Origin of the sequence: Vibrio gallaecicus (assembly GCF_024347495.1) — a bacterium.
GTDB classification, from domain to species: Bacteria; Pseudomonadota; Gammaproteobacteria; order Enterobacterales; family Vibrionaceae; genus Vibrio; species Vibrio gallaecicus.
The window spans coordinates 165,224-188,328 of sequence record NZ_AP025491.1 but is presented as its reverse complement, the minus strand read 5'-3'; the positions used below and the strand labels follow the sequence as shown (position 1 = coordinate 188,328).

The following is a 23,105-nucleotide window of genomic DNA, read 5'->3' as shown; positions in this document are numbered from 1 at the left end:
CGCTGCTAAAAATTTGGCGGAATGGTATCACATCAGAAATAATATTTGGTGCAACAAAAAGCCCCACTTGAAGTGAGGCTTGATTATCCGCTAGATACTATAGTTAATAAATGCATCTCTGATAGACACTAACTAGCTAGCTTACAAAGGCTAATCTACTAAAACTAGAGACTAACCATCAGCAGTAATAGTATCAATCAACTCTTGTTGAACCGTATCAGCTTTGTCTATTGCGATTTGGCAAGTACCCGCTGCAATATGACCACCACCGCCATACTTAAGCATTAGCTCACCCACATTCGTTTTTGAGTTTCTATCAAAAATAGACTTACCAGTAGCAAATACAATGTTCTGTTTTTGGAAGCCCCACATTTTGTGGATAGATATATTACATTCTGGGAACAACGCATAAATCATAAAGCGGTTACCAGCGTAAATAGTGTCTTCACCTGTAAGATCTAATAGCACTAAGTTGTTGTGTACTGTTGCACAGCGCTTTACTTGCTCTTTAAACTTACCTTCGTGTTCTCGGTATAAATCGATACGTTCCGCTACATCTGGCAGCGCAAGGATCTGCTCAATAGAGTGATTTTTACAGTAATCAATTAAGTCCATCATCAAAGCATAGTTTGAAATACGGAATTCACGGAAACGACCAAGACCAGTTCTGGCATCCATTAGGAAGTTCAGTAAGTTCCAACCTTGAGAGTCCAATACTTCGTCTTGATTGAATTGAGCAGAGTCACCCTTATCAACCGCTTCCATCATTTCCAACCAATCAGCAGGAAAAGTGTCGAGACCACCATAATAATCCCACACAACGCGAGCGGCAGAAGGGGCATCTGGATCAATAATATGGTTTTTACGCTCACCGGTGTTACGGATAGTTTCAGATAGATGGTGATCGAAAGTCAGATGAGACGCTTCAACATATGGAAGGTTAGTAACAATATCATTCGATGTGATCTCGATAATGCCATCTTGCATGTCTTTCGGATGCACAAATTTAATATCATCAATTAGGTTCTGTTGCTTAAGTAAAACCGCACACACAAGACCATCAAAGTCACTGCGAGTTACTAATCTAAATTTTTGATCTGACATTTATCATTCCTTTGTCATCTAATGTCACTGAAGTCATTTAAAGATAACCGCATAGTATCCCAAGAATCAAGTTTTTGGGCAGTGATCGCTCTTAGTTCAGCTAACCTATGGGGTATTGCTCATAATACACACCATTTTACTTCAAAACCGAGTAAAGGTTCTTCTTTCAAAAGAAAATCGTCATCAATTAATTATATTAAAAACAATAGATTCAGATTATAACAATTGAACACTGTTCGATTTTGACATTTCCATGACAAAATGAGGTGCGTCAAGAGTAACATTTACGCCTGTTACGTTTATTTACAAAATGGTCGATATATTATGAAAAGCAAATCTAAATCCTCATCGCCTCTTAGCATTGCTCTTCCTGAATTTAACTTGTCTCAGTCAACTTCTCAGGTCATTTACAAACGGATTCAAACCGCTCTTGTCGTGTTAACCATCTCTATTGTTACGAACCTTGCATTACGTGTTGATTTCATGTTTTTCAATGATCTTCCTAGTGAACTTTCCATCACTGAAATGCTTCAGCAGCTTCTGCTTTTAGGCTGCGTCTTATCTTTTATTCATCTGGCTAAACAACGAGCTGAAGTCAAACATGCAGCACTGCTTATTGCTGCCTTTTTTGCAGTAATGTTCATTCGAGAGCTGGATCACTGGTTCGATTTTATCTTCCATGGAGCTTGGGTTTACCCTGCTGTACTCGTTGCTGGCTCCGCAATTTATTACGCCTGCAAAAATGGTAAGCAAACCATTGAACAGCTTGGTTTAATTCTCGCATCCCCTCATATGAATACATTAGTAATTGGCTTGATGTTGTTGCTCGTATTTTCTCGACTATTTGGTATGGGTAGCTTTTGGCAAGGTGTGATGGGTGAAAACTACGTGGGTGATGTGAAGAATATTGCGGAAGAAGGAACTGAACTTCTTAGTTACGCGTTAATTGCACTAGGTTCAATAAAAACCGTGATTAGCCTAACCAAGAAGTAGTTTGCTTATTCAAGCGTAGAAGGCAACTTCGAACATAAAAGACGATTCGGACATAAAAGACTTTCAACTTAGAAAACTTTAGCGCCACCAGCGCGCTGCATGATCCACTTCAGGGTCAAGGTAACGATTAAGCAAGGTGAGGTTTGTATCTAATAACGCTAGATACTCTCTCACCTTAGTTGTTTCTAATGTGATAACTGTATTCTCCACACACGTTCGCATCACTGGCAATAAAGCATTTACGAGCGGGAAGGCTTTACTTTCGGTGGCGACTAATTCAGCCGCTTGTAGCGCCTCTAATGCAATTTGAGCAGGTTTATGTCTCACCGTGTTTAAATCTCGATGAAAAGCCTCAGCGACCACCCCTTCAAGATAAACTCGATACGTTGTCAGGGCGTCCATCAATAGAAATAATTGACCTTGCTGCGAACTGTGTGGATAAGGCTCAGCAACGTGGTCATCAAGTTGCTGGCTGATTTCAAGCTCTACACCCATTGCTAAGCATCCATCTTTGAATACCTTCAATAAGCCTTGCTCGTCCATTAATTGCTGTATTTCAAAAATGCGCTGTAAATGATAGTCGTTGGATACAAAGGTCACTTTAAGAGAGGTCGACTCTTGTCGTAGACCATTTTCAAGTAAACCGCTTTTTTTCAATTCCACAACAACATTTCTTATATTCTCGACTGTGTTCGTCGACTCTTTTTCTAACAATACTGTTGGCAGTGGATACGACCCAGAAATCTTAGATACTAACTTATCGTAGTAATCATACATTGCCTCTGCTTCTGAAAGCGTTTGACCACTCGTTATGCCACCACAAAATGCCACTATCAAAGACTCACCCGGCTGCCACTTCTCATTTAACTGTAAAGGCTCATCTGACTGGAATCGCTCATCGGAATGAGCAGTGCGACTGAGCAAAAAATGATGAAGTGCATGCACTCGGCTCTGCCCCTCTACAGTCAAAGTATTTTTGTTTAGGCGCTTTCCTAGAACAATTAGTAGGTGATTTGTGCTCATTTTATGCGCAAGTCTCGTTTTTGTTATTAGATGGAGTGAATTATGTATACAATGATAATTAACAAAAGTATTTTTAATTTTCCTTAGGTGTGTCGCAATTACGCTCACAAATTTCGACACGCTGCTTTCTAAGGCGTTTACCGATCAGCCCACAAAGATGGACTTACAGTAAACATTCGTTACACACAGCTGCGCTTTTATCCGGCCGCTGAAAACTACAGAAAGTAACAATTTAAATCCATTAGAAACAGTACAAAACCATAGTAAATAAGCAATGCCCGTAAACACATCGTACGTATTTGCTGTAAATACTACGGAGAGTACCTACGAAGCAATAATTATAATCAGTCAGAGTTCGTTCATCGAGCCACCCTCCACAGGAAGTCACCACTATGCTGTCTATTTTTGATATCTACAAAATTGGCGTTGGGCCATCTAGCTCACATACTAACGGTCCAATGATTGCAGGTTTTAACTTTACTCAGATCATTCAACCTTACCTTGATAAGGTTACACGTGTGCAAGTTGACCTTTATGGTTCACTGTCACTCACTGGTAAAGGTCACCACACAGACCGCGCTACGATCCTAGGACTATTAGGCAATAAGCCCGATACCATCAAAATCTCGAGCGCCAATTTAGCAATGAAGAAGGCAGTTGAAGATCAACGCCTAGCGCTTAGCGGTACGAATGATATTCCATTCAATGTAGATACCGATATGCTTTTCCACACATCTAACCTTCCTTTACATGAAAATGGCATGACCATTTCTGCGTTTGACGCTCAGGGAAAGTTACTTGGTATGGAAACCTATTACTCTATTGGCGGCGGTTTTATTGCCACCGCTGATGAGCTACAAAATGGCAAAAAAGAATCTGAAGTTTCTGTGGAATTTCCATTCACTTCTGCTGAAGAGTTTTTAACGTCTGCCGAGAAGCAAGGGCTGAGCCTAGGCAGTTTGGTGTTAAGAAATGAAGTGTCTTTCCAAGACATGGAAGCGATTGATCAAAAAACAGAACAAATCTGGAAAGTAATGTCTCTGTGTATGCAGCGTGGCTTTGATACTGAAGGCATTTTAGAAGGTGGGCTAGAAGTAACAAGACGTGCTCCTGCTTTATTGAAAAAGCTAGAGGCAAATGCCGCAATTGAAAGCGATCCAATGGAAATTATGGATTGGATCAACCTTTTTGCTTTTGCAGTCAGCGAAGAAAATGCCGCAGGTGGGCAAGTGGTAACATCGCCAACAAATGGTGCTGCAGGCGTAATCCCAGCGGTATTGATGTACTACCATCGTTTTATTAAAGAACTGGACACTAAACAACTTAAAGACTTCATCGCGGTTTCTGGCGCGATTGGCATTCTTTACAAAACTAATGCGTCTATTTCTGGTGCTGAAGTAGGTTGCCAAGGGGAAGTGGGAGTTTCATCTTCAATGGCTGCTGCTGGGCTTACCGCTCTACGTGGCGGCAGTAATGAGCAAATCTGTATGGCTGCTGAAATTGCCATGGAGCACTCGCTAGGGATGACCTGTGATCCTATTGGCGGCTTAGTTCAAGTGCCATGTATTGAACGAAATGCAATGGGTGCGATGAAAGCCATCAATGCTTCGCGAATGGCTCTAAAACGCACCAGCAAGTGTCTTATCTCATTAGATAAAGTTATCGCTACCATGTATCAAACAGGTAAAGATATGAACCGTAAGTACCGAGAAACATCTTTAGGCGGGCTTGCTGTCATCCATATGTCACCACCTTGCGAGTAATTTTGAATATTTTTTACGTTCCTTTACCGCTGTAAACTTAGTTTCCATTTTCACTCAAAAGCCAGCAGGAATGCTGGCTTTTTAATCGGTCCAGCCTCGTTTCTCTGCCCCAGGGTAAATTTTTCTAAGTGACGATTTATCTATCATTTCTTATTTCTTCTTAATTCACCGACACTTAGTTCCACCTAGCCATTACTTTCTTTATTTTACAAAACCATCCACCAGCAAAATCTTATTTTCCACTTTTGATTCATGAGAAAAATGAATGCATTCATAAGAAAAGATACGGTGATAAAAATCCACAGTGCGAGAAATGTTTCATTTTATGTCGAACTATAAATGATATTATAATTAGGTTATTACACTATATCTAAACATAAATGTGAGAATAAAATAATGTGGAATAGATTAAACAAATCAATGATGTTCTGTCAGATGATGTTCGGATTATCATTCTATGGCGTGATGGTTATTTTAACCCGCTTCTTCCTTGAAGATCTTAACTACAATGAAGCTGACACCATGATGGTTGTTGGTGCTTTCTCTGCTATTGGACCTCTATTCGCGATTGCGGGTGGCTTCATCGCCGATAAGTTTTTAGGCGCATACCGCTCTTTGACTATCGCGTTCCTTGGGTTCTCCAGTGGTTATGTATTATTGGTATTAGGTGCAGCCGCAACTAATGTACCAATGGCATTATGTGGTATTGCTTTAGCGAGTTATGCACGTGGCTTGATGTCCCCTTCTTACCCTAGCCTTTACAAGCGTACGTTCAAAACTCAGGAAGATTTCGAAAACTGCTACCCTATCAACTACTCAGTAAACAATATTGGTGCACTATTAGGTCAATACCTGTTCCCTATGTTAGTGCTGGTTGTAGGTTTCCACGGTGGTTTCCTTCTTTCTGCTGTTCTAGCAGGTGCTGCGCTTCTTATGATGATCTTTGTTCGTAAAGGTCTTGTAGAAGCAAGTGCTGATATTGACCAACAGCCTGTTAGCTCTAAAAACTGGGCAGCATTCCTAGGTCTTTCTGCTGCTATGATCGGCTTGGTATTCTTCATGTTCTCTAACATGGATATTGGTCAAAACATCGTATACGCAATTGGTGCAGCGGCAATTATCTACTTTGTTTCTTTGATGATGAAATCGAAGAAATCAGACATGCTAAAAATGGGCACTATCTTAATCATTACTTTCCTAACAACATGCTTCTTCGTGTACTACGGACAAATGATGACTTCGATGACAATGGTTGCGATCAACACAATGCGTGGCGACTTATTCGGTTTTATCCCTGTAGCACCTGAAGCTTCAATGGCAATGAACCCACTATGGTGTATGGTTGCTGGCCCTATTATTGCGGGTATCTTCTCTAACCTAGAAAAGAAAAACATTAACTTCTCTACTGCAACGAAAGTAGGTTTCTCATTCATCCTTACCGCTATTGCCTTTGGTATCTTAACCATGGCTGTAACGACTGTTGGTGAAGATGTTCTAATTCGTCCAGAAGTATTCCTAGCTATTCACTTCTTCCTAGCATTTGGTGAAGTAATTGTTGGTTCAATGGTTGTTGCATTCATCCTGTCTGTAGCGCCTAAGCACATTGAAAACTTCTCAGTAAGCTTGTTCTCTGTTGCTATCGCTCTTTCAGGTATTGTTGGCGCGGTATTCTCAACTTCAATTGCGCTAGAAAAAGGTCAAGAAATCACTCAAGAAATCGTGCAAACGGTTTACGGTGATTACTTCCAAATGCTAACTATCCTAGCGGTTGTAATGGTTGGTGTCGCGATGGCTGGCTCTAAAGCTATCAGCAAAATGCTGGAAGCTGCGAAAAACGCGGAAGAGTCTATTGACTTGGAAGAAGCTAAAAGCTAATTAGCCCTTCAGGCGAGATGCATTAATCTATGCCCTAGTGAATATTCACTGGGGCATTTTTTATTTAACGCCATAAGTATGCCCTCATAAACATAACTCCTTAAACGACCTCGCATAATTTAGCTTCATAGATATAGCGACATAGTTCTTCACGATATGAACCTTAAATCTTGTCTTAATTTAACAATCAACCACACCTATTTAGACTAAAAGTATCATTTGTAAAACTACGTAAATGATAACTATTAAGATTGTCAGATTTGAAAATGAAGATTATGATACTGGCAGTAAACTACATTGAGATAAGTATATGAGTAAACCTAGTCCAATCACTTTAAGCGTTACAAGTTCAATCACCATTACCCCTAACATGCAGCGTATTACACTCCATGGTGAAGGGTTGAGTAACTTTCCGCCTGAGTGTGCTGGCGGGTATATTAAACTTCTTTTCACTCCTTCTGGTAGCACCGACTTAACCAAGCTAGATCAAGGCGCACGCCCTACAATGCGTACTTATACTATTCGTCAGTTCAACCTTGATGAGTCATCAATTGAAGTCGATTTTGTACGACATAATACGGTTGACCTACAATGTGGGTTCGCCGCACGTTGGGCTATGAATGCACAGCCAGGTGATACTATCTCTGTTGCGGGGCCTGGGCTTATTCAAGGATTAAATCTAGAGGCTGATTGGTTCTTCCTAGTCGCAGATATGACATCACTGCCAGCTTTAACGGCAAAGTTAAATCAGTTACCTACAAATGCCATTGGGCACACAGTTATTCTTATTAACTCAGAAGATGATAAGCAACAGCTAGATACACCTGCCGGCTTGAATATTGACTGGATCATTGAAGGCGAATCTAACTCTTCACTTGCAGACCCTTCTCTTGCAGCCCCTTCACTTGCAGACACAGTTCGCCAAAAAGAATGGCTAAACGGTCAAGTGTCAGTGTGGTCAGCGTGTGAGTTTGAAAGCATGCGAGAATTAAGACAGTACTTCAGAAACGAAAAAGAAGTGGCAAAAGAAAACATCTATATCAGTAGTTATTGGAAACGTGGCGTGACTGAAGATGGGCACAAAGCCATTAAACGTGCAGATGCAGAAACGCTAGTAAACTAACTCCTATATCCAGCTCAGGCTCAGGCTCAGGCTCAGGCTCAGGCTCAGGCTCAGCAAGACGCTAGACAAAAAGATACAAACGCCTAACTTATTTACTCAACAAAGCTAGGCGTTAAATGGCAGGCTTAATAAGTACCGTCATGCACACTCTATGGCACTAGATACTTTCTCCCACCTCAATTCGGTAACCTAAATCTAATTTCGCAACCCATTCATTTTTACCTTTCAGACGAGCAACAACTTGCTCTGCGGCAACTTTACCGATTTGCTCCCTTGGCGTGACAACGGTTGCCAAGCGTGGTGTCATGGCAACCGTAATATCGTGCCCATGAAACCCTGCGATCGCCATTTGCTCAGGAACATGAATACCACGTCTTACACATTCGTAAAAAGCACCAATCGCCAAGTCATCATTGGTGCAGAAAATCCCATCCACTTGAGGGTGCGTTTCCAACAATTCACCTATCAACTTAGCCCCCAAAGTAAACGACGATGCATCTTCCGTTTGCAGGGTGATCGCCTGCTGCTTGGCTTCTTCCATTGCATGCTCATAACCTGCCATTTTTAAGCGAGTACGTTCATCCATACGCGCAGCAAGATAAGCAATATTCGTACGCCCCTTATCCAACATAGTCTTGGTCATGGCTCTTGCAGCATCAAAGTTATCAAAGCCAATCGCTTGTTCAATGCGAGGTGAGACAGAATCCATAATTTCAATAACTGGAATGGAAGCCGTTTGCAGCATCTTACGCGCTCTTTCTGTATGTACATTTTCAGACAAGATAATTGCATCAACATTGTAAGAGAGCAGTGAAGCAATACTCTGTTCTTCAAGTTCAGGGCTATAGCCGTAGTGAGCAATCATGGTCTGATAACCTGCTGGAGCAGTTATTTGCTCTATACCTCGGATCACTTCGGCAAAAACTTGGTTGGTCAGAGAGGGTACCAGCACTCCAATCGCATTACTTTTTGCATTCGAAAGTATGTCTGGCGCGCGATTAGGTATGTAGCCGAGTTCATCTACCGCAGAATTAATTTTGTCACGAAGGGCTTCAGACACTAATGAAGGGTCACGAAGACAGCGACTTACGGTCATTTTCGTCACACCAACTAAATTGGCAATATCTTGTAATGTAGGACGTTTTTTCTTATTCGGCATGGTATTTAATTATTATTGTTATGGCTAATGTTACTGGTAACAGTGTATCCAACTGACTTGGAATTTGAAGTCTAATTTAGTAAAAAATTGATATAGCAACATAATTAAAAACGCCCTCATCTAGAGGGCGTTTGCAGATTCGCTATGCTTTAACGGTTATCTCAACTCTCGGAGATTGACCCCAAGTCACATGAAACTTCTCCGCTTCTTCACAATCCACTCTTGAGTAGGTATGAGCTCCAAAATAGTCACGTTGTGCTTGCAGTAAATTAGCAGGCGATACTTCACAGCGTAGTGAATCGAAGTAACTCAATGCTGAACTGATCCCTGGCATCGGTACCCCAAACAAGGCGGAGTTAGCGACTGCAATACGCCAAGCAAGCTCCCGCTCTTCCACTTGTTTGATGAAAGCCCCATCAAACAGTATGTTCGCTAGCTCACCATTTTTCTGATAAGCCGCTGTGATACTTTGCAAAAATGCGGCACGAATAATACAACCCGCACGCCAGATCTTAGCAATTTCAGTGAAATCTAAGTTCCAACCTTCTTTATCTGAAGCTGTCTTTAATAAATCAAAACCTTGAGCATAAACAGATAGCTTGCCGCAATATAGTGCATCATGAAGTTCAGAGACGATTTCAGGTTTATCTAACTGGCTTGCATCAGCAATGTTACCTTTGAGAAGCTTACTGCCTTGTATGCGTTGTGATTTTTGACCGCTCATCGCACGCGCATAAACGGCCTGTGCAATCGTTGGCGTTGGGCAACCTTCTTGAAGGCTGTTTACTGCTGTCCACAAACCTGTGCCTTTTTGACCAGCCTTATCAAGCACCACTTCAACAAATGGCTTACCCGTTGCAGCATCTTCGTGTTGAAGAATATCGGCGCTGATCTCCATCAGGTAACTATTAAGTACGCCGTTGTTCCACTGTTCAAAAACTTGCCCAATCTCTTGAGCTGGCATTTCAAGCACATCACGCATGAACTGGTACACTTCACAGATAAGCTGCATGTCAGCGTACTCAATACCATTATGCACCATCTTCACATAATGACCTGAACCTGCAGGGCCAACATACGCCGCGCACGCTTCACCCGTTTCAAACTGACCAACAGGTAGTCCATTAGCATCCACTTTTGCAGCAATCGCTTCCCACATCGGTTTCACATATTGCCAAGCGGATTGGTCTCCGCTGGCCATCAGCGCAGGACCAACACGCGCGCCTTCTTCGCCACCAGAAACGGCAGTACTGAAGAAACGAAGTTTGCCTTTATAATTCAATTCGCGGGATTCGGTATCAGTCCAAAGGCTATTGCCTGTATCGATAACAATGTCGTCGCTCTCTAAACCGGCTTCTAGCAAATTACTCACTACGATATCAACGGACTTTCCTGCAGGAACAGACAACGCGATCACTCGTGGTTTTGCTAGTCCTTGTAAAACCTCTTCAAGATTAATGCCGCTAGTAAACAGCCCTTTTCCTTCAAATATCGCATTGAGTTGCTTCGCTTCAGTGCTAGCGCACTCAATGTTGTCTTTGTTCAGGTCGAAACCAACAACGTTAAAACCGTTATCCAGTAGATTGAGGGCAAGGCTTTTGCCCATCACTCCCAAACCAATCATTGCGATGTCATTTTGTATCTGAGTCATGATTTAGCCTATCTGTCTAATTTGAGTCAGTGCGTTTTCTACTACCTGTTCGACATCTTGTGAGATATCGATAAACAACGCTTCACCTTTGTTTGGTTCAACCAAGGTTTCAAATTGGCTCTTTAGCATTTCTTGACCATTGAAATAATGGTTCTCACGAGCTTGATGGCGATTCCAAATGGTATCGAAACTGCCTTGAAGATACACAATCACTAAGTCTTCGTTATTCTTACGCAGAATATCTCGATACTGCGGCTTCAATGCAGAGCAAGCAATCACCGCACTTGGTTGTTCAATATATTGTTTATTAAGCGTTTCTAGCCAACCTTGACGATCGTCGTCTGTCAACGGAATGCCTTGACGCATTTTTTCTACATTGCTTTGCGGATGGAAGTCATCCCCATCAAAAAACTGAAGCGTTAATGCTTCTGCAATACGGCTTCCAATCAGGCTTTTTCCGCATCCAGATACGCCCATCACGAGTATTTTTTTGCTTTTCATAAGGCAAGCCTTCCCTAAGCCCTAACCAAATTAGGGCTGACAATCGAATCTAATAATTACATTGATGTTGTTGCTGATAGGTTCCTAAACGTTCCATTCACTCAGGAACCTTCTCTGTTATTGCCACCAAAGCGCTAGCTGAGGGAAGATAATAACCAGTGCCAGAACTAATACTTGAAGTGCAATGAACGGCAGTAGTGAAGAGAAAATCTCGCCTAGGCTGATATCTTTTGGCGCTACTGATTTCAAGTAGAATGCCGCAGGACCAAACGGTGGTGACAAGAAAGACACCTGCATATTTAGACAGAACACAACACCAAACCACACAGGGTCAAAACCAAGGCCCGTGATGATTGGAACAAAGATTGGCATTGTTAGGAGTGCCACACCTACCCAATCGAGGAACATGCCTAGAACCAGTAAGATAGCCATCATAATTAACAGCGTTACCGTTGCGTTACCACCACTTAGTGCAAGGATGGTTTCTTCAACAAAATCAATACCGCCCATTAAGTTGTAGATACCAACCAGTGCGCTTGCACCGATACCAATCCACATGATCATGCCGCAAGTACGCATGGTTGCGATGGCACTCTCTTTCAGCATGTTAAAGTTCAATTCACCACGGATAAGTGCGCTGATCATGATACCAACTACACCCAATGCCGAAGCCTCTGTTACTGAAGCGATACCGGTATAGATACTGCCAAGGACCGTTGCTACAGAAAGCAGTGGGAAAAACAGAGCCTTAAAGTAGCTTGGCTGATTGGCAATATCTTCTTCTGTCTCATCATCACTTGGAAGAGGAGCCAAAGACGGATTCAGCTTGCAGCGAATCAGCACGTAGCCGATGTAACAGCCCGCAAGAATAAACGCTGGTAAGAATGACGCTTTGAACAGGTCGCCAATCGACACACTTGCTGTCATGCCGTAGATGATCAGCACGATACTTGGCGGGAGCATGGTACCAAGTGCGCCACCCGCACAGGTTGTACCGATAGCAAGTTTACGGTCGTAGCCCAAACGAAGCATTTGTGGCAGAGCAAGAATACCCAGTAGTACCGTTTCACCACCGATAACGCCTGACATAGATGCCAGTAGTACCGCTACCAATAGTGTTTGTACCGCAACGCCACCACGAACTTTACGACCAACAGATTTCATCGCGTCAAACAAATCACGCGCAATGCCTGAACGGTCTAATAAAGCCGCCATCAACACAAACATTGGTACCGCGAGGAAAACATAACCAGAAGCAAAGCTATAGGTACGGCTCGCAATCAAAGGTAAGGCATCAGGACCAAACCAACATAGAGTGAAAAAAATCGCGACAAAGCCTGTTACGAACGCTAGCTGCATACCAGTCAGTAGCAAACCAATCATCATAACCAGCATGAGCAAACTGCCCCATGCGATACCAATAGAAGATAAATCAAACATCATCATTCTTCCTCAGACCCATCAACTCTTGGATTAGGTGCAATACAAACTGGACAACAAGAACACACAAAACAACAAAGATCAGGCCTTTCAAGAGCGCAGGATAAGGCGCGTTTAATACTGAACCTGATGTTTCAAGGCGGAACTCACCCCAAGGTGCAAACCATGCTTCTTCTGCCGTGAAGTAAGCCGCGTAAGCAAGCATGCCAGCAAAGGCTAATCCAACAATGTGGTGAACAAGATTAAGATATTTACGCGCTTGGTTAGACACTGAATCGTAGATAAGAACCACACGTACGTGCTTATTCGCGGCAAACGCGTAGATGCCACCAATAATAAATAATGAACCGCCGATGAAAGACGCTGTTTCATGCACCCATGTGGTTGGGGCATCAAATGCATAACGCATCACAACTTCATAAAATGAAATCAATACAGTAAAAATAAACAACCAGCTAACGAGATTACTGAACTTTATAATAAGGCGATCAAGCGCATTTCTTGGTTGTTCGTCGTTTTCAGCTGGTGCGTGAGGGATTTTATCGGTCATGAGCCAAATTTCCTGGGAGAATACGGGAGAGCAATGCCCTCCCCCTTCAGTAAATTAAGTTTGAATTACAGTAAGCCGTTCTCTTCTAGGAACACAGTCACTGAATTATAAACTTTTCCTGCGTTGTCAGAACGTTCTGCAAATACTTTCCATTGACCTTTCGCGATTTCACGGAACTTCTTACGTTCTTCTTGTGACCAGTCGTGGATAGTAATTTCAGGGTTCGCTTGAGCTTCTTTAAGCGCAGCTTGGTCAGCCATTTTCAGCTGAGTTGTCATGTCGTAAGAGAAGTCACGCACTGATGTTTGCAGCATTGTTTGTAGATCAGCTGGCATCTTGTCCCATTTCTTCTGAGAAATAGAGATATCAATAAGTGGTAGAGAGTGGAAACCTGGCTGAACTGGATGCGTGGCAATGTCGTTCATGCCTGCTTTTTGGTTGGTAGAAAATACGGTGTAGTCAGCGGCATCAATGACCCCTTTGCTTAAACCAGTAAATACTTCAGAACCCGGGAGGTTTACAGGAGTCGCACCTGCTGCTGCAAATACTTGCTGTACTAGACCTTCTGGCGCACGCAGTTTAAGACCTTTAAGATCCGCTACACCATCGATTGGCTTTTTAGAAATAAATGACTCAACACCGGTTGTTGAAGCGCCAACGAACTGAACACCGTAAGGCTTGTAAAGCTCAGTCATTAGCTCGTTACCGCCGCCATAGTTCATATATTGAAGCAGTTGTGTTGTATCAGACCATGCGCCAACCATGTTACCGATAAGACCAAATGCTGGATCTTTACCAGAGAAGTAACCCGTTGCTGTGATGTGACCATCTAGGATGCCCATCTTGATCGCGCCTAGCGTTTCTGTGTGCTTAACTACAGCGCCAACAGGAAGAAGGTCGATATCAATACGTCCGTTAGACATCGTTTCTACACGCTCAGCCCACTTCTGCTGAACTTTGAAGTTCAAATCACCAGAAGGATCTGAAGATTGAATCTTAAGTTTAAAGTCTGCAGCCATTGCTGAAGTAGCAAATAGGCCGGTGAGGGAAGCAGCAATCAGCGTTTTAGTCAGAGCTTTCATTTGGGTATCCTTATGAGTTTCACAGAGTCCGGTTTGTAATTATATGTTACCGGTAACGTTAGGGTGGATGTTACCGGTAACTTTGCAACCTTGTCTATGAGAAGGATCACATCTTTAACATTAGTAAAACGTTTGCTATCAATAAGAAAAATGTGACTGTAAAGTCACATTAAAGGCGGGTGTGTAATATAAAAACTATTTTAAATCAGTGAGGTAACTAAGCCTGTGATAATCAGAACAACACCGACACCACGAGTCATGTGCCACTTTTCCTTTAAAAAGTAGATCCCCATCACTACACCGAAAATGATACTCACTTGCCTTAGCGCCACAACCAAACTGACATTCTCTGTTATAGTCATTGCAAACAAGACTAAGCCATAAGTCGCAGCCATCATAATGCCAGCCGCGGTTGCACGCTTACGCATTACCCAGGCACTATCGAACTCTGTTTTTTGGTTCGTCACCAATAGCCACAAGCCCAGCGGTACAACAATCGCCCAGAACTGAACGCCTAAATAGAAAACCGCCGTGTGCTTGTTAGTAATCGCTGATGTGCTTAAAGGGTCCAGTAACAAAAGGGCTTCTTTATCAATAATGGAATAACCCGTAGTACCAATGGCGGCAATAAGTGCCCATAACACGCCCAGGTTCAAATAAGCTTTGAATCGTAAGTCTCTAAAGCTTTTAAGCGGAACAAACAAACAGCCTATTGTGATCAACACAAACCCCAACCACTGATTAACAGAAAGCTCATAGCCAATCAAAACGGTACCAAAACCGACCATTAGTACCGGTAATGCTCGTGCCATTGGATAAATGGCACCAATATCTGCCTGTTTATAAGCCATCCCTAAGCCAATTAAATAAACAATTTGAAAAATCCCACTAAGAAATACCAGCATCCAAAAAGCATTGGGGATTTTCTCGAAGCCCAATGTCATTGAATACCAAAACAAATAAGGCGTTAACAGTAACGCGGCTGCAGAGCCTGATGCGAGGAAAAATGCAGAGCCTGAACCTTGATTTGATTTTCCTAAAATATTCCACCCTGCATGTAACAATGCAGAAAAAACCACAATGATGACGGCTGCCACTTCCATTTTTATTCCTTGAGCATTGCTTATAAAAAAGGCCTCCCAGAAGGAAGCCTATTACGATAAATCAGAATATATGATCGAGTTTTCTTAATTTTTATCTTCTAGCGTTAACGCTCTAATTCAGCAACTGACTCTATGCTGATCGCATCATGTCGCCAGTATTCAATATCGCAATCTATCAAGTCGCCCTTCTGATTGTAATTTACACGCTCTACCACCATTGCGGGCGAACCAGACGTTGCACGCAAAGCTTGGGCTGTTTCTCCGAGTAAGGATGTTGTACTGACGCGATAACGAATTTTCTGATACACCACACCAAAATGTTCACGGTAAATATCCGTTAATGACTTGGATAAGTCGTGATCGAGTAAATTAGGGAATAACTCTGGTCTAATAAAGTTTGTTACATACACCACAGGGCGATCTTCTAAATACCGAACACGATCGACTTTGTAGACATCGGAGAAAGGAGGCAGTTTTAACAAATTCACAGCTTGTTTTGTCGCGAGCATACTTTTAGCTGAAACGAGTTCCGTTTTGGGCTTACGATCTTGCGACAATGCCATATTGGTAAAATTAAGTGTTTGTGTTGGGTCATAACGCAAAGGCGATGGAGAGATAAACCAACCGCGGCGGTCTTCTCGATAAATTTTGCCTTCCGCTTCAAGCAGTGACAAAGCTTCGCGCAATGTGACACGAGTAGTATCAAACGATTCGGCAAGCTTACGTTCAGCCGGAAGTTTTTGTCTTGATGACAACATCCCCGACTCAATCTGTTCAACGATGACATCTTTAATTTTAACGTACTGCACTTACTTTCCTTTATATCGTTCTTTTACGGAGCATTCGCTTACTAGCACTGCCTAAGCTGAATTTTTCTTTAGCTCTGTTCTTCTTTAGTAAAAGTTTTCTTAAGCAGTAGCTTTCTTCAGCGATATTTACAGAGCCTAAACCACTAACGCTTACGCCAAGCTTGAGTTCTTTTTTCACAGAGCTTATTCGTTACCATGTGCATAAGCTTTGCGGTTGCGGCTGATAACATGATCATCACTGCCATTGCCGCCGCTGCACCGGTTTGCCCAGCATCATCCATATTCAATACTGAAACCGAGGCAGGAATCGTATCTGTTGAATATAAGAATACTACAGCAGAGGTGGTGGTTAGTGCATTAATAAAAAGATAAGTCGCAATATCTAAAATTGCTGGTAAACAGACGGGCACTGTGACCTTAAAAAACAACTTGTATTGAGGCAGGTTAACGGAAGCCGCGGTGGCTTCAACCTCGGCGGGTATTTGCTTCAATGCCGTTAACGCCGTCATGTGGCCGACTGTGTAATAGTGCACAATAGTATTAATCACTAGGAATGTCATGGTGCCATACAGCACATTAAGTGGGTTAGTCACATCATTAAAATAGAAGATATACCCAAGACCCAACACCATTCCAGGAACTGCCATCGGCACGACACTGACCATCTGCATCACTTGACGAATAGGCGCAAAAGCTCGTCCTTTTTCAATGCAATAAGCACCAATAAAGATAACCACTGTACCAATAATGGCTGTCCAAGCTCCTAACGTGAGTGAATTAAAAAATGGCGTCCACCCATAGGTACTCATTTCAGCAAAGTTATAATTATTCAGCGTTAGGGTTTTATTCCAAGGCCAGAATGTCACCATAGAGCCATAAATCGCCATGCCTAAAACAGTGATAACCGCTACAGAGATCATAAGGCAATAGACAAAACAGATCCCATCTCGAATGGAATTCGGCTCTGGCTGGTAGGCGACTGAGCGGGTATCAAACAGACTTTTTTGTTTCTTTTGAACCCAGCGGTCAACACCAAACGCCAACAGTGCAGGAGCCAGCAGTAAAATACTTGTCACTGCACCCATAGAAAAATTCTGCTGACCAACCACTTGCTTGAAAATATCAGTGGATAAGACATTGTAGTTGCCACCAATCACCTTTGGCACACCAAAGTCACATACCACTAAGGTAAACACCACAATCAAAGTGCTTATCAAACCATATTTTGCCGCAGGTAATGTCACCATAAAAAAGGTTTTCAAAGGCGAAGTATTCAATGCCCTTGCTGCTTCATATAAACGAGCATCCGATGTTCTTAACGATGTAGTGAGGATCATTAATGCATGTGGAAAGGTCCAGAAAATCAATCCAATTGAGACACCAATTAATCCATAGATCGAATGCCCACCTAACACCTCTTTGGCGATACCTTGATTACCAAAGAGAAAGATCAAACTGATCGCTGGAAGTAATGAAGGAGCAAGAATAGGTGCTGACCCCAACACTTGAAAGAGACCCTTAAAGGGCATACAGGATCGAGTAATCGCATACGCGTAGCCAAACGCCAACACACCAACAATCACGGTGACCAACACACCTAAAGTGAATGTATTACCAACCGACTGCCATAAGCTCTGTGAAGAGAAGTAGGTAGCAAAATTTTCTAAACCAACAAAATCTCCATCATTATTCTGCACACTTTTTTTGAGCATCGCCCAAAGCGGCATTAAAATGAACAGTGACATCATTAAGGTTAATAAAGCCAGTAATGCAATAAGAATGACATTATCTTTGCTCATTCTCGCCATGAAAGCGTTGGCTCTAAGTTTGGGGGAACGCATTGGGGCTATTTCCATGCTCATCTCAAGCCGCCTCTGTTTTCTTTAAGCCTTTTGAGGCTGATTGATTCATGGATTGATTACCGTCGCTGCTATTTTTTCGACTATCGCCAGTTTGAGAGCCAATGGAGTTCGACGGGTAAGCTCTTAAGCCCTCTTTATCAAACTCGATATAACGAATATCACCTCGGCGCAGTTTCAACTTATTGAATTCTTTAACCGAGATGTCCACAACAATGTCTTTGGCTAGTGCGTCATGCTGCAATTCACACTCCACTCGATAAAACGCGCCTAAAAATTCACAAGATAGAATTCGAACGGGTAATGAGTCATTGAAGTGATCAACAAATTGAAGCTGTTCCGGGCGAACAGCTAGGTCAAACCGATCCCCTTGCTTTGGAGATAAATTATCGAGAACAGGTAAAGACAGCATCGACTCAGCGATTCGTATTTTATAATTCGTCGCCACTGACGCTTGAATGAAGTTCATTGTGCCTACAAATTCTGCGACAAAACGACTTGCTGGTTTTTGATAAATGTCTTGCGGAGCGCCAACTTGCTCTATCACACCATGGTTCATGACAACAATACGATCTGCCATGGTTAGCGCTTCATCTTGATCATGAGTCACCATGATCGTCGTTATCCCCAACTTACGTTGTAATTGGCAGATTTCATCTCGTAAGTGAGTACGCACTTTTGCATCAAGGGCAGATAAAGGTTCATCTAGCAATAACAAACCAGGAGATAAGGCTAAAGCACGAGCCAGAGCGACACGCTGCTGCTGTCCTCCCGATAATTGGTTCGGGTATTTATGTGCTGACGATGGTAGCCCAATTGTCTCTAACCACGCTTCCACTTTTGATAGCGCATCTTGGTTGGACATACCTTGATTCTTTAGCCCAATCGCAATGTTTTCTTGAACCGTTAAGTTTGGGAACAACGCATAAGACTGGAATACGATCCCAAAATCTCGTTTTTCAGGAGGAAGAAAAGTCGTATCAGAGCCATTTTGATGAATAGCCCCTGACGTTGGAAGATCTAAGCCTGCGATCGCTCGGAGTAATGTCGTTTTGCCACAGCCTGAGGGACCAAGGAAACACACAAACTCTCCTTTTTCTATCGATAAGGAGATCTGCTTTAACGCAGTAAATTGACCAAACTGTTTTACAACGTTTTCAATATTTAAGTAAGGTTGGTTGCTCATGCTACAGCACTCTTTAAATGGTATATACCAAATTTAAACTTTGAATATTGCAGTTGAGTGACAAATTTATAGAAGGTAAGTGACAGTTATATTGCAAACAAAATACCCTGCAGAAAACTCGGCTGGGCTATTAACAACAAAGCTTCCACCCACTTGTTTCAATAGGGATGAAAGCTTCATTTATTTATTCTTATTACTATTTTTATTCAAGACCTTAGGGGGACTCTCCCAAGTTCCAGCCGTTTTAAATTTCGTAATTTAAACCCGAAGTCACCCACCATTTTATCAGCAGGCTAATCGACCCCAATTCAAAACTTGCCATTGGTTTGGCTCTGCATATGGCGCAATACGTTCACAAGGGTTAACCAAATACGCTCGGTCCGCGAATTCACACATTGGCAAGTCATTGATCGAGTCAGTATAGAAATGAAGTTGATTAAAGGATTGATTCTGAGAGTCCATCCACTCTTGCAGGCGCACAACTTTACCTTGCTGATAACTGGGAGTACCTGCAATTTTCGCTGTGTACTTTCCCGATTCTTCAACCAATTCAATGCCAATAGCATTCGGTATGTCGAGTTTCTGAGCAACACAATCAACAATAAATGCAACCGTCGCTGACACAATGATGATTGGGTGACCATGCTTCTTGAGTGTCTGAATCAGTTCCAGTGCTTGGGGGAAAATTCGTCCTAGCACTTTGCTTTTTACACACTCTTCCACCAATCGAGCAACGTCATCTTTGCTTTTGCTACTGAGCGGTGCCATCGCAAATTCAAGGTACTCTTCCATAGAGAGTGAACCTTGAGAGTAGAGATCCATTAAACGCTTGTCTTCTTGAAGGAAGTTAGGATCTTTTACGATACCTTTTTCAATAAGAAACTCGTTCCAAATCATTGTGCTATCGCCATCGAGTAGCGTTTCATCTAGGTCAAATACATACAGTGGAGTTATCATACCTTTTCTCACTTATTTGGTCCGTTTAGGTTAATCCTGATCAAATCTAAGACTCTACTTTATCAGCTTTGCCAGCTGCTCCAGCAAGTTTAGCCAATTGCTTATCTAGCCACATTGGGCGCTGATTCGCATCTTCTGCATTTTCTTTTCGGCGAACGGCATCTCTAACCATCATTGCCCCTACCCACCGAAACGGCTCTGGCGGGAAATAGCCTCGTGGACCGCTAGTTAAGCCACTGCGCGTCCACTCGTTATCCACTCCTAACACCATTGAAGATAAAGTTTTGCCACCCATGCGGGTTTGCGCGACGCCGTTACCTGAATATCCAAGCCCATAATAGATGTTGGGTTGATCTTTTAGGTTACCGAAAAATGGCAACCCTGTGACCGAACGATCTGAACCGCCAGACCAGTTGTAATCGAATTCACTCTGCTCCAGTTTAGGAAACAGCTTTTGGAAGGATTGATGAAGAATCGGCAAATAATCAGTCGTTTGGTTAAACATGGTTTCGACTTTATTGGCAAACGAGAATTTATTGCCGCCTTTACCCAACATGAGTCGTCCATCTTGGGTATCACGGTAGTAATGTACAAAGATACGAGAATCCACCACTGCCGCCCCTTTCTCAGGTCCAAACTGTTTAAGCTTTTTTGGAATAGGTTTGGTCACAACCATATCTGACGATACAACCACAATGCTGTGTTTGAACTCTTTAAAATGATCGAGCATCCAGGCATTGAGCGCTAAAATCACTTTACCTGCTAATATGGACCCGCCCTTGGTTTGGATACGTGCTGGCGATCCGTAATCGAGGGAAGTCATCTCTGTATTTTCGTGAATTTCAACACCTAAATCGAGCGCGACACGGCGCAAGCCTCTCGCTAATAAAGCCGGTTGCACACTGCCTGCCGCTTCAGAGTAATAGCCTTCAATGTGGCTATTTGAACCCGCTTTTTCAGACAAGGAGTGATCACACTTCTTCCAGCTATTAATGCCCTGCTTGGCCAACTCATTCACGACGGGGTCCATTCCACCTTTTTGAGCTTCATTGGTCGCTGTGTAGTAAGTACCACTTCGATAAAGGTGAGCATCAATTTTGTGTTCGTTACAGAAAGCTTCAATTTCGTAAATGACCTTTTCAGATTCCTTAACCAACCATTTGGCTTGCTCTTTCCCATAAAGCTTCTTCAGCGTTGGGTACTTAGTCGACCAAGTCAGCATGCATCCACCGTTCGCTCCAGATGCACCGCTGCCACACAAGCCTTTTTCAATCACTACAACATGTTTTTCGGGCTGTTGTTGTTTGATTAAAACCGCCGTCCATAAGCCGGTGTAACCACCGCCGACAATGGCGATATCACAGTTAACGTCTTTTTGAAGCGGTTTAGCGGATTCTAGCCCCGCATTGATGCTGCCAAATTCCTGTTCCAATGCTTGCTTGAACCAATATGAGTAGTGCTTTGTCATTTTTGTACCTTACCTAAAACTTAAAGGCGTAAACTAAAAAAGGAAGACCGAAGCCTTCCTGTACAGATTCCTAACTTCTCATGGGCTGCAGAGCTAATAATCTCGTAAGCTAATAAACTAGAAGGCTCATTAACTAAACAGCCAATGAACTAAGCAGCTCAGTAAGTTAAGATTTAGGCTCAGATTTTGAATCAAACTTTTCAGACCATGTTTTCAGTACTTGTGCACGCTCATTACCCATACGTGCAAAGTCCATTTTTGCCATGTTCTTTTCTACATTTGGGAAATTCTTCACCGTTGCTGTGACATCTTGGTGCCCTACCACTGGGTACATCTCAATGTACAATTCGTTTGCCGATTTAGAGATAGACCAATCTACGACTCTCTTCGCCGCATCTGATGGCTTCACCAAGCCTACAGCTTCTGATTCCCAACCAATACCTTTAGGTGTAATCACTGCCAGTGGTGCGCCTTGAGTCTTTAATTTTGCGCCACGGCTAGCCATAGAAATACCAATTGCCACTTCGCCCATACCAGCTTGTACACAAGGCTTAGAGCCAGAGTGCGTGTAGTGTGCAATATTCTTATCAAGCTTATTCATGTAGTTCCAACCTTGGTCTTCACCCATATTTTGCAGCCAAGCTGATACTTGCATGTACCCCGTTCCTGAAGACGCAGGGTTTGGCATAGCAATATGACCTTTATAAACAGGGTTGGTTAAGTCTTCCCAAGTTTTAGGCTCTGGTAGGTTAAGCTGTTTTGCAACGATTTCATTGAAGCAAACGGCATTAAAGAAAGCGTCGTTACCAAACCAAGCTTGGCTTGATTGAGGGTCGTTCAAACTAGTTTTTAATGACTCCACACCTTGTGGTGTATAAGGCGTCAGAATACCTTCGTTTTTCAACAGTGCCATTGAAGAACCAGCAAGTCCCCATACCACTTCTGCTCTTGGGTTGTTTTTTTCAGCAAGCAATTTTGCCGTCATAATACCCGTTGAATCACGCACCCATTTGATTTCCACATCTGGATTTTCGTTTTCGAATGCAGTTTTGTACTTCGCAAGAATGTCGGTTTCAAAAGCCGTGTAAACCGTCACTTCCTGTGCAGCAAGTGCATTATTCGCAAGTAATGATACAAGTGCAGCAAGTGATCCTTTCATTAAACGGTTTTTCATTATCTTCTCCAATTAGGCAATGTTGTTTGTCTATCAATGAATTAGTAAATAATCAGCACACGGATTCTGACTAGATTGCGAATCTTATTGGTATGTACCAGTTATTGAGTATTAACCTAAAACAGGTTTGTGACGGTTACATGAACAAAAAATGGCAATTTCAAGATATAAACTAAGCGAATAGCTGACCGTTAAGTATCAATATGAAGCTTTTATTAAATTACTTTGCAGAGCCTTTACCCAACCTAATATCGGTTGCTAAAGTAATAGCTACTTTCTGGTATA

Annotated in this window: 18 protein-coding genes and 1 pseudogene; 4 read left to right on the top strand and 15 right to left on the bottom strand. The window is 42.5% G+C overall.

Annotated features, from left to right (window positions below; all coding sequences use genetic code 11):
• Positions 1-171: 171 nt before the first annotated feature.
• Positions 172-1,104: an exopolyphosphatase gene (locus tag OCU78_RS15445; protein WP_137372122.1), complete on the bottom strand. Its 933-nt coding sequence runs from the start codon at positions 1,102-1,104 to the stop codon at positions 172-174.
• A gap of 324 nt (positions 1,105-1,428) precedes the next feature.
• Between OCU78_RS15445 and OCU78_RS15440 the strand changes: the two genes are divergently transcribed.
• Positions 1,429-2,097, top strand: a complete 669-nt coding sequence (locus OCU78_RS15440) for a hypothetical protein (RefSeq protein ID WP_137372121.1) — start codon at positions 1,429-1,431, stop codon at positions 2,095-2,097.
• Between the two features lie 78 nt (positions 2,098-2,175).
• Here OCU78_RS15440 and OCU78_RS15435 read toward each other — a convergent pair whose 3' ends face one another.
• Entirely contained in the window at positions 2,176-3,120 is a 945-nt protein-coding gene (locus tag OCU78_RS15435) for a YdcF family protein (RefSeq protein WP_137372120.1), read from the bottom strand.
• A 392-nt stretch (positions 3,121-3,512) separates the two neighbouring features.
• Between OCU78_RS15435 and OCU78_RS15430 the strand changes: the two genes are divergently transcribed.
• From OCU78_RS15430 to OCU78_RS15420, 3 genes are all read left to right on the top strand, one after another.
• Positions 3,513-4,883: an L-serine ammonia-lyase gene (locus tag OCU78_RS15430; protein WP_137372119.1), complete on the top strand. Its 1,371-nt coding sequence runs from the start codon at positions 3,513-3,515 to the stop codon at positions 4,881-4,883.
• 396 nt (positions 4,884-5,279) lie between these two features.
• Positions 5,280-6,758 carry a peptide MFS transporter gene (locus OCU78_RS15425; RefSeq protein ID WP_137372118.1) on the top strand — a complete coding sequence of 493 codons (1,479 nt, stop codon included), beginning with the start codon at positions 5,280-5,282 and terminating at the stop codon, positions 6,756-6,758.
• Between the two features lie 310 nt (positions 6,759-7,068).
• Complete coding sequence (locus tag OCU78_RS15420) at positions 7,069-7,881, top strand: siderophore-interacting protein (RefSeq protein ID WP_137372117.1); 813 nt, start codon at positions 7,069-7,071, stop codon at positions 7,879-7,881.
• Between the two features lie 157 nt (positions 7,882-8,038).
• Here OCU78_RS15420 and gntR read toward each other — a convergent pair whose 3' ends face one another.
• The 13 genes and pseudogenes from gntR to OCU78_RS15355 all read right to left on the bottom strand — a co-directional run bounded on the left by gntR (position 8,039) and on the right by OCU78_RS15355 (position 22,820).
• Complete coding sequence (gntR, locus tag OCU78_RS15415; RefSeq protein ID WP_137372116.1) at positions 8,039-9,040, bottom strand: gluconate operon transcriptional repressor GntR; 1,002 nt, start codon at positions 9,038-9,040, stop codon at positions 8,039-8,041.
• Positions 9,041-9,182: 142 nt separating this feature from the next.
• Positions 9,183-10,691 (bottom strand): NADP-dependent phosphogluconate dehydrogenase, encoded by a 1,509-nt coding sequence (gndA, locus tag OCU78_RS15410; protein WP_137372115.1) that lies wholly within the window; start codon positions 10,689-10,691, stop codon positions 9,183-9,185.
• Between the two features lie 3 nt (positions 10,692-10,694).
• Positions 10,695-11,192 carry a gluconokinase gene (locus OCU78_RS15405; RefSeq protein ID WP_137372114.1) on the bottom strand — a complete coding sequence of 166 codons (498 nt, stop codon included), beginning with the start codon at positions 11,190-11,192 and terminating at the stop codon, positions 10,695-10,697.
• Positions 11,193-11,309: 117 nt separating this feature from the next.
• Positions 11,310-12,632, bottom strand: a complete 1,323-nt coding sequence (locus OCU78_RS15400) for a TRAP transporter large permease (RefSeq protein ID WP_065606581.1) — start codon at positions 12,630-12,632, stop codon at positions 11,310-11,312.
• On the bottom strand, positions 12,625-13,182 hold the full coding sequence (locus OCU78_RS15395; protein ID WP_137372113.1) for a TRAP transporter small permease subunit: 558 nt from the start codon (positions 13,180-13,182) through the stop codon (positions 12,625-12,627). Before OCU78_RS15395 ends, OCU78_RS15400 begins: the two co-directional genes overlap by 8 nt.
• Positions 13,183-13,247: 65 nt before the next feature.
• Complete coding sequence (locus OCU78_RS15390; RefSeq protein ID WP_137372112.1) at positions 13,248-14,264, bottom strand: TRAP transporter substrate-binding protein; 1,017 nt, start codon at positions 14,262-14,264, stop codon at positions 13,248-13,250.
• 200 nt (positions 14,265-14,464) lie between these two features.
• Positions 14,465-15,367, bottom strand: coding sequence for an EamA family transporter (locus OCU78_RS15385; RefSeq protein WP_137372111.1), 903 nt, complete (start codon positions 15,365-15,367; stop codon positions 14,465-14,467).
• Positions 15,368-15,471: 104 nt separating this feature from the next.
• Complete coding sequence (gene phnR / locus OCU78_RS15380) at positions 15,472-16,176, bottom strand: phosphonate utilization transcriptional regulator PhnR (protein WP_137372110.1); 705 nt, start codon at positions 16,174-16,176, stop codon at positions 15,472-15,474.
• 143 nt (positions 16,177-16,319) lie between these two features.
• Positions 16,320-18,017 (bottom strand): putative 2-aminoethylphosphonate ABC transporter permease subunit, encoded by a 1,698-nt coding sequence (locus OCU78_RS15375; RefSeq protein WP_261856047.1) that lies wholly within the window; start codon positions 18,015-18,017, stop codon positions 16,320-16,322.
• Between the two features lie 121 nt (positions 18,018-18,138).
• A pseudogene (locus tag OCU78_RS15370) lies at positions 18,139-19,221 on the bottom strand (putative 2-aminoethylphosphonate ABC transporter ATP-binding protein); the annotation flags it as partial.
• Between the two features lie 285 nt (positions 19,222-19,506).
• A complete protein-coding gene (locus tag OCU78_RS15365) occupies positions 19,507-20,178 on the bottom strand; it encodes an HAD family hydrolase (RefSeq protein WP_137372107.1) in 672 nt (223 codons plus the stop codon).
• A gap of 46 nt (positions 20,179-20,224) precedes the next feature.
• On the bottom strand, positions 20,225-21,646 hold the full coding sequence (locus tag OCU78_RS15360; protein ID WP_137372106.1) for an FAD-dependent oxidoreductase: 1,422 nt from the start codon (positions 21,644-21,646) through the stop codon (positions 20,225-20,227).
• A gap of 166 nt (positions 21,647-21,812) precedes the next feature.
• On the bottom strand, positions 21,813-22,820 hold the full coding sequence (locus tag OCU78_RS15355; RefSeq protein ID WP_137372105.1) for a putative 2-aminoethylphosphonate ABC transporter substrate-binding protein: 1,008 nt from the start codon (positions 22,818-22,820) through the stop codon (positions 21,813-21,815).
• Positions 22,821-23,105 lie beyond the last annotated feature (285 nt).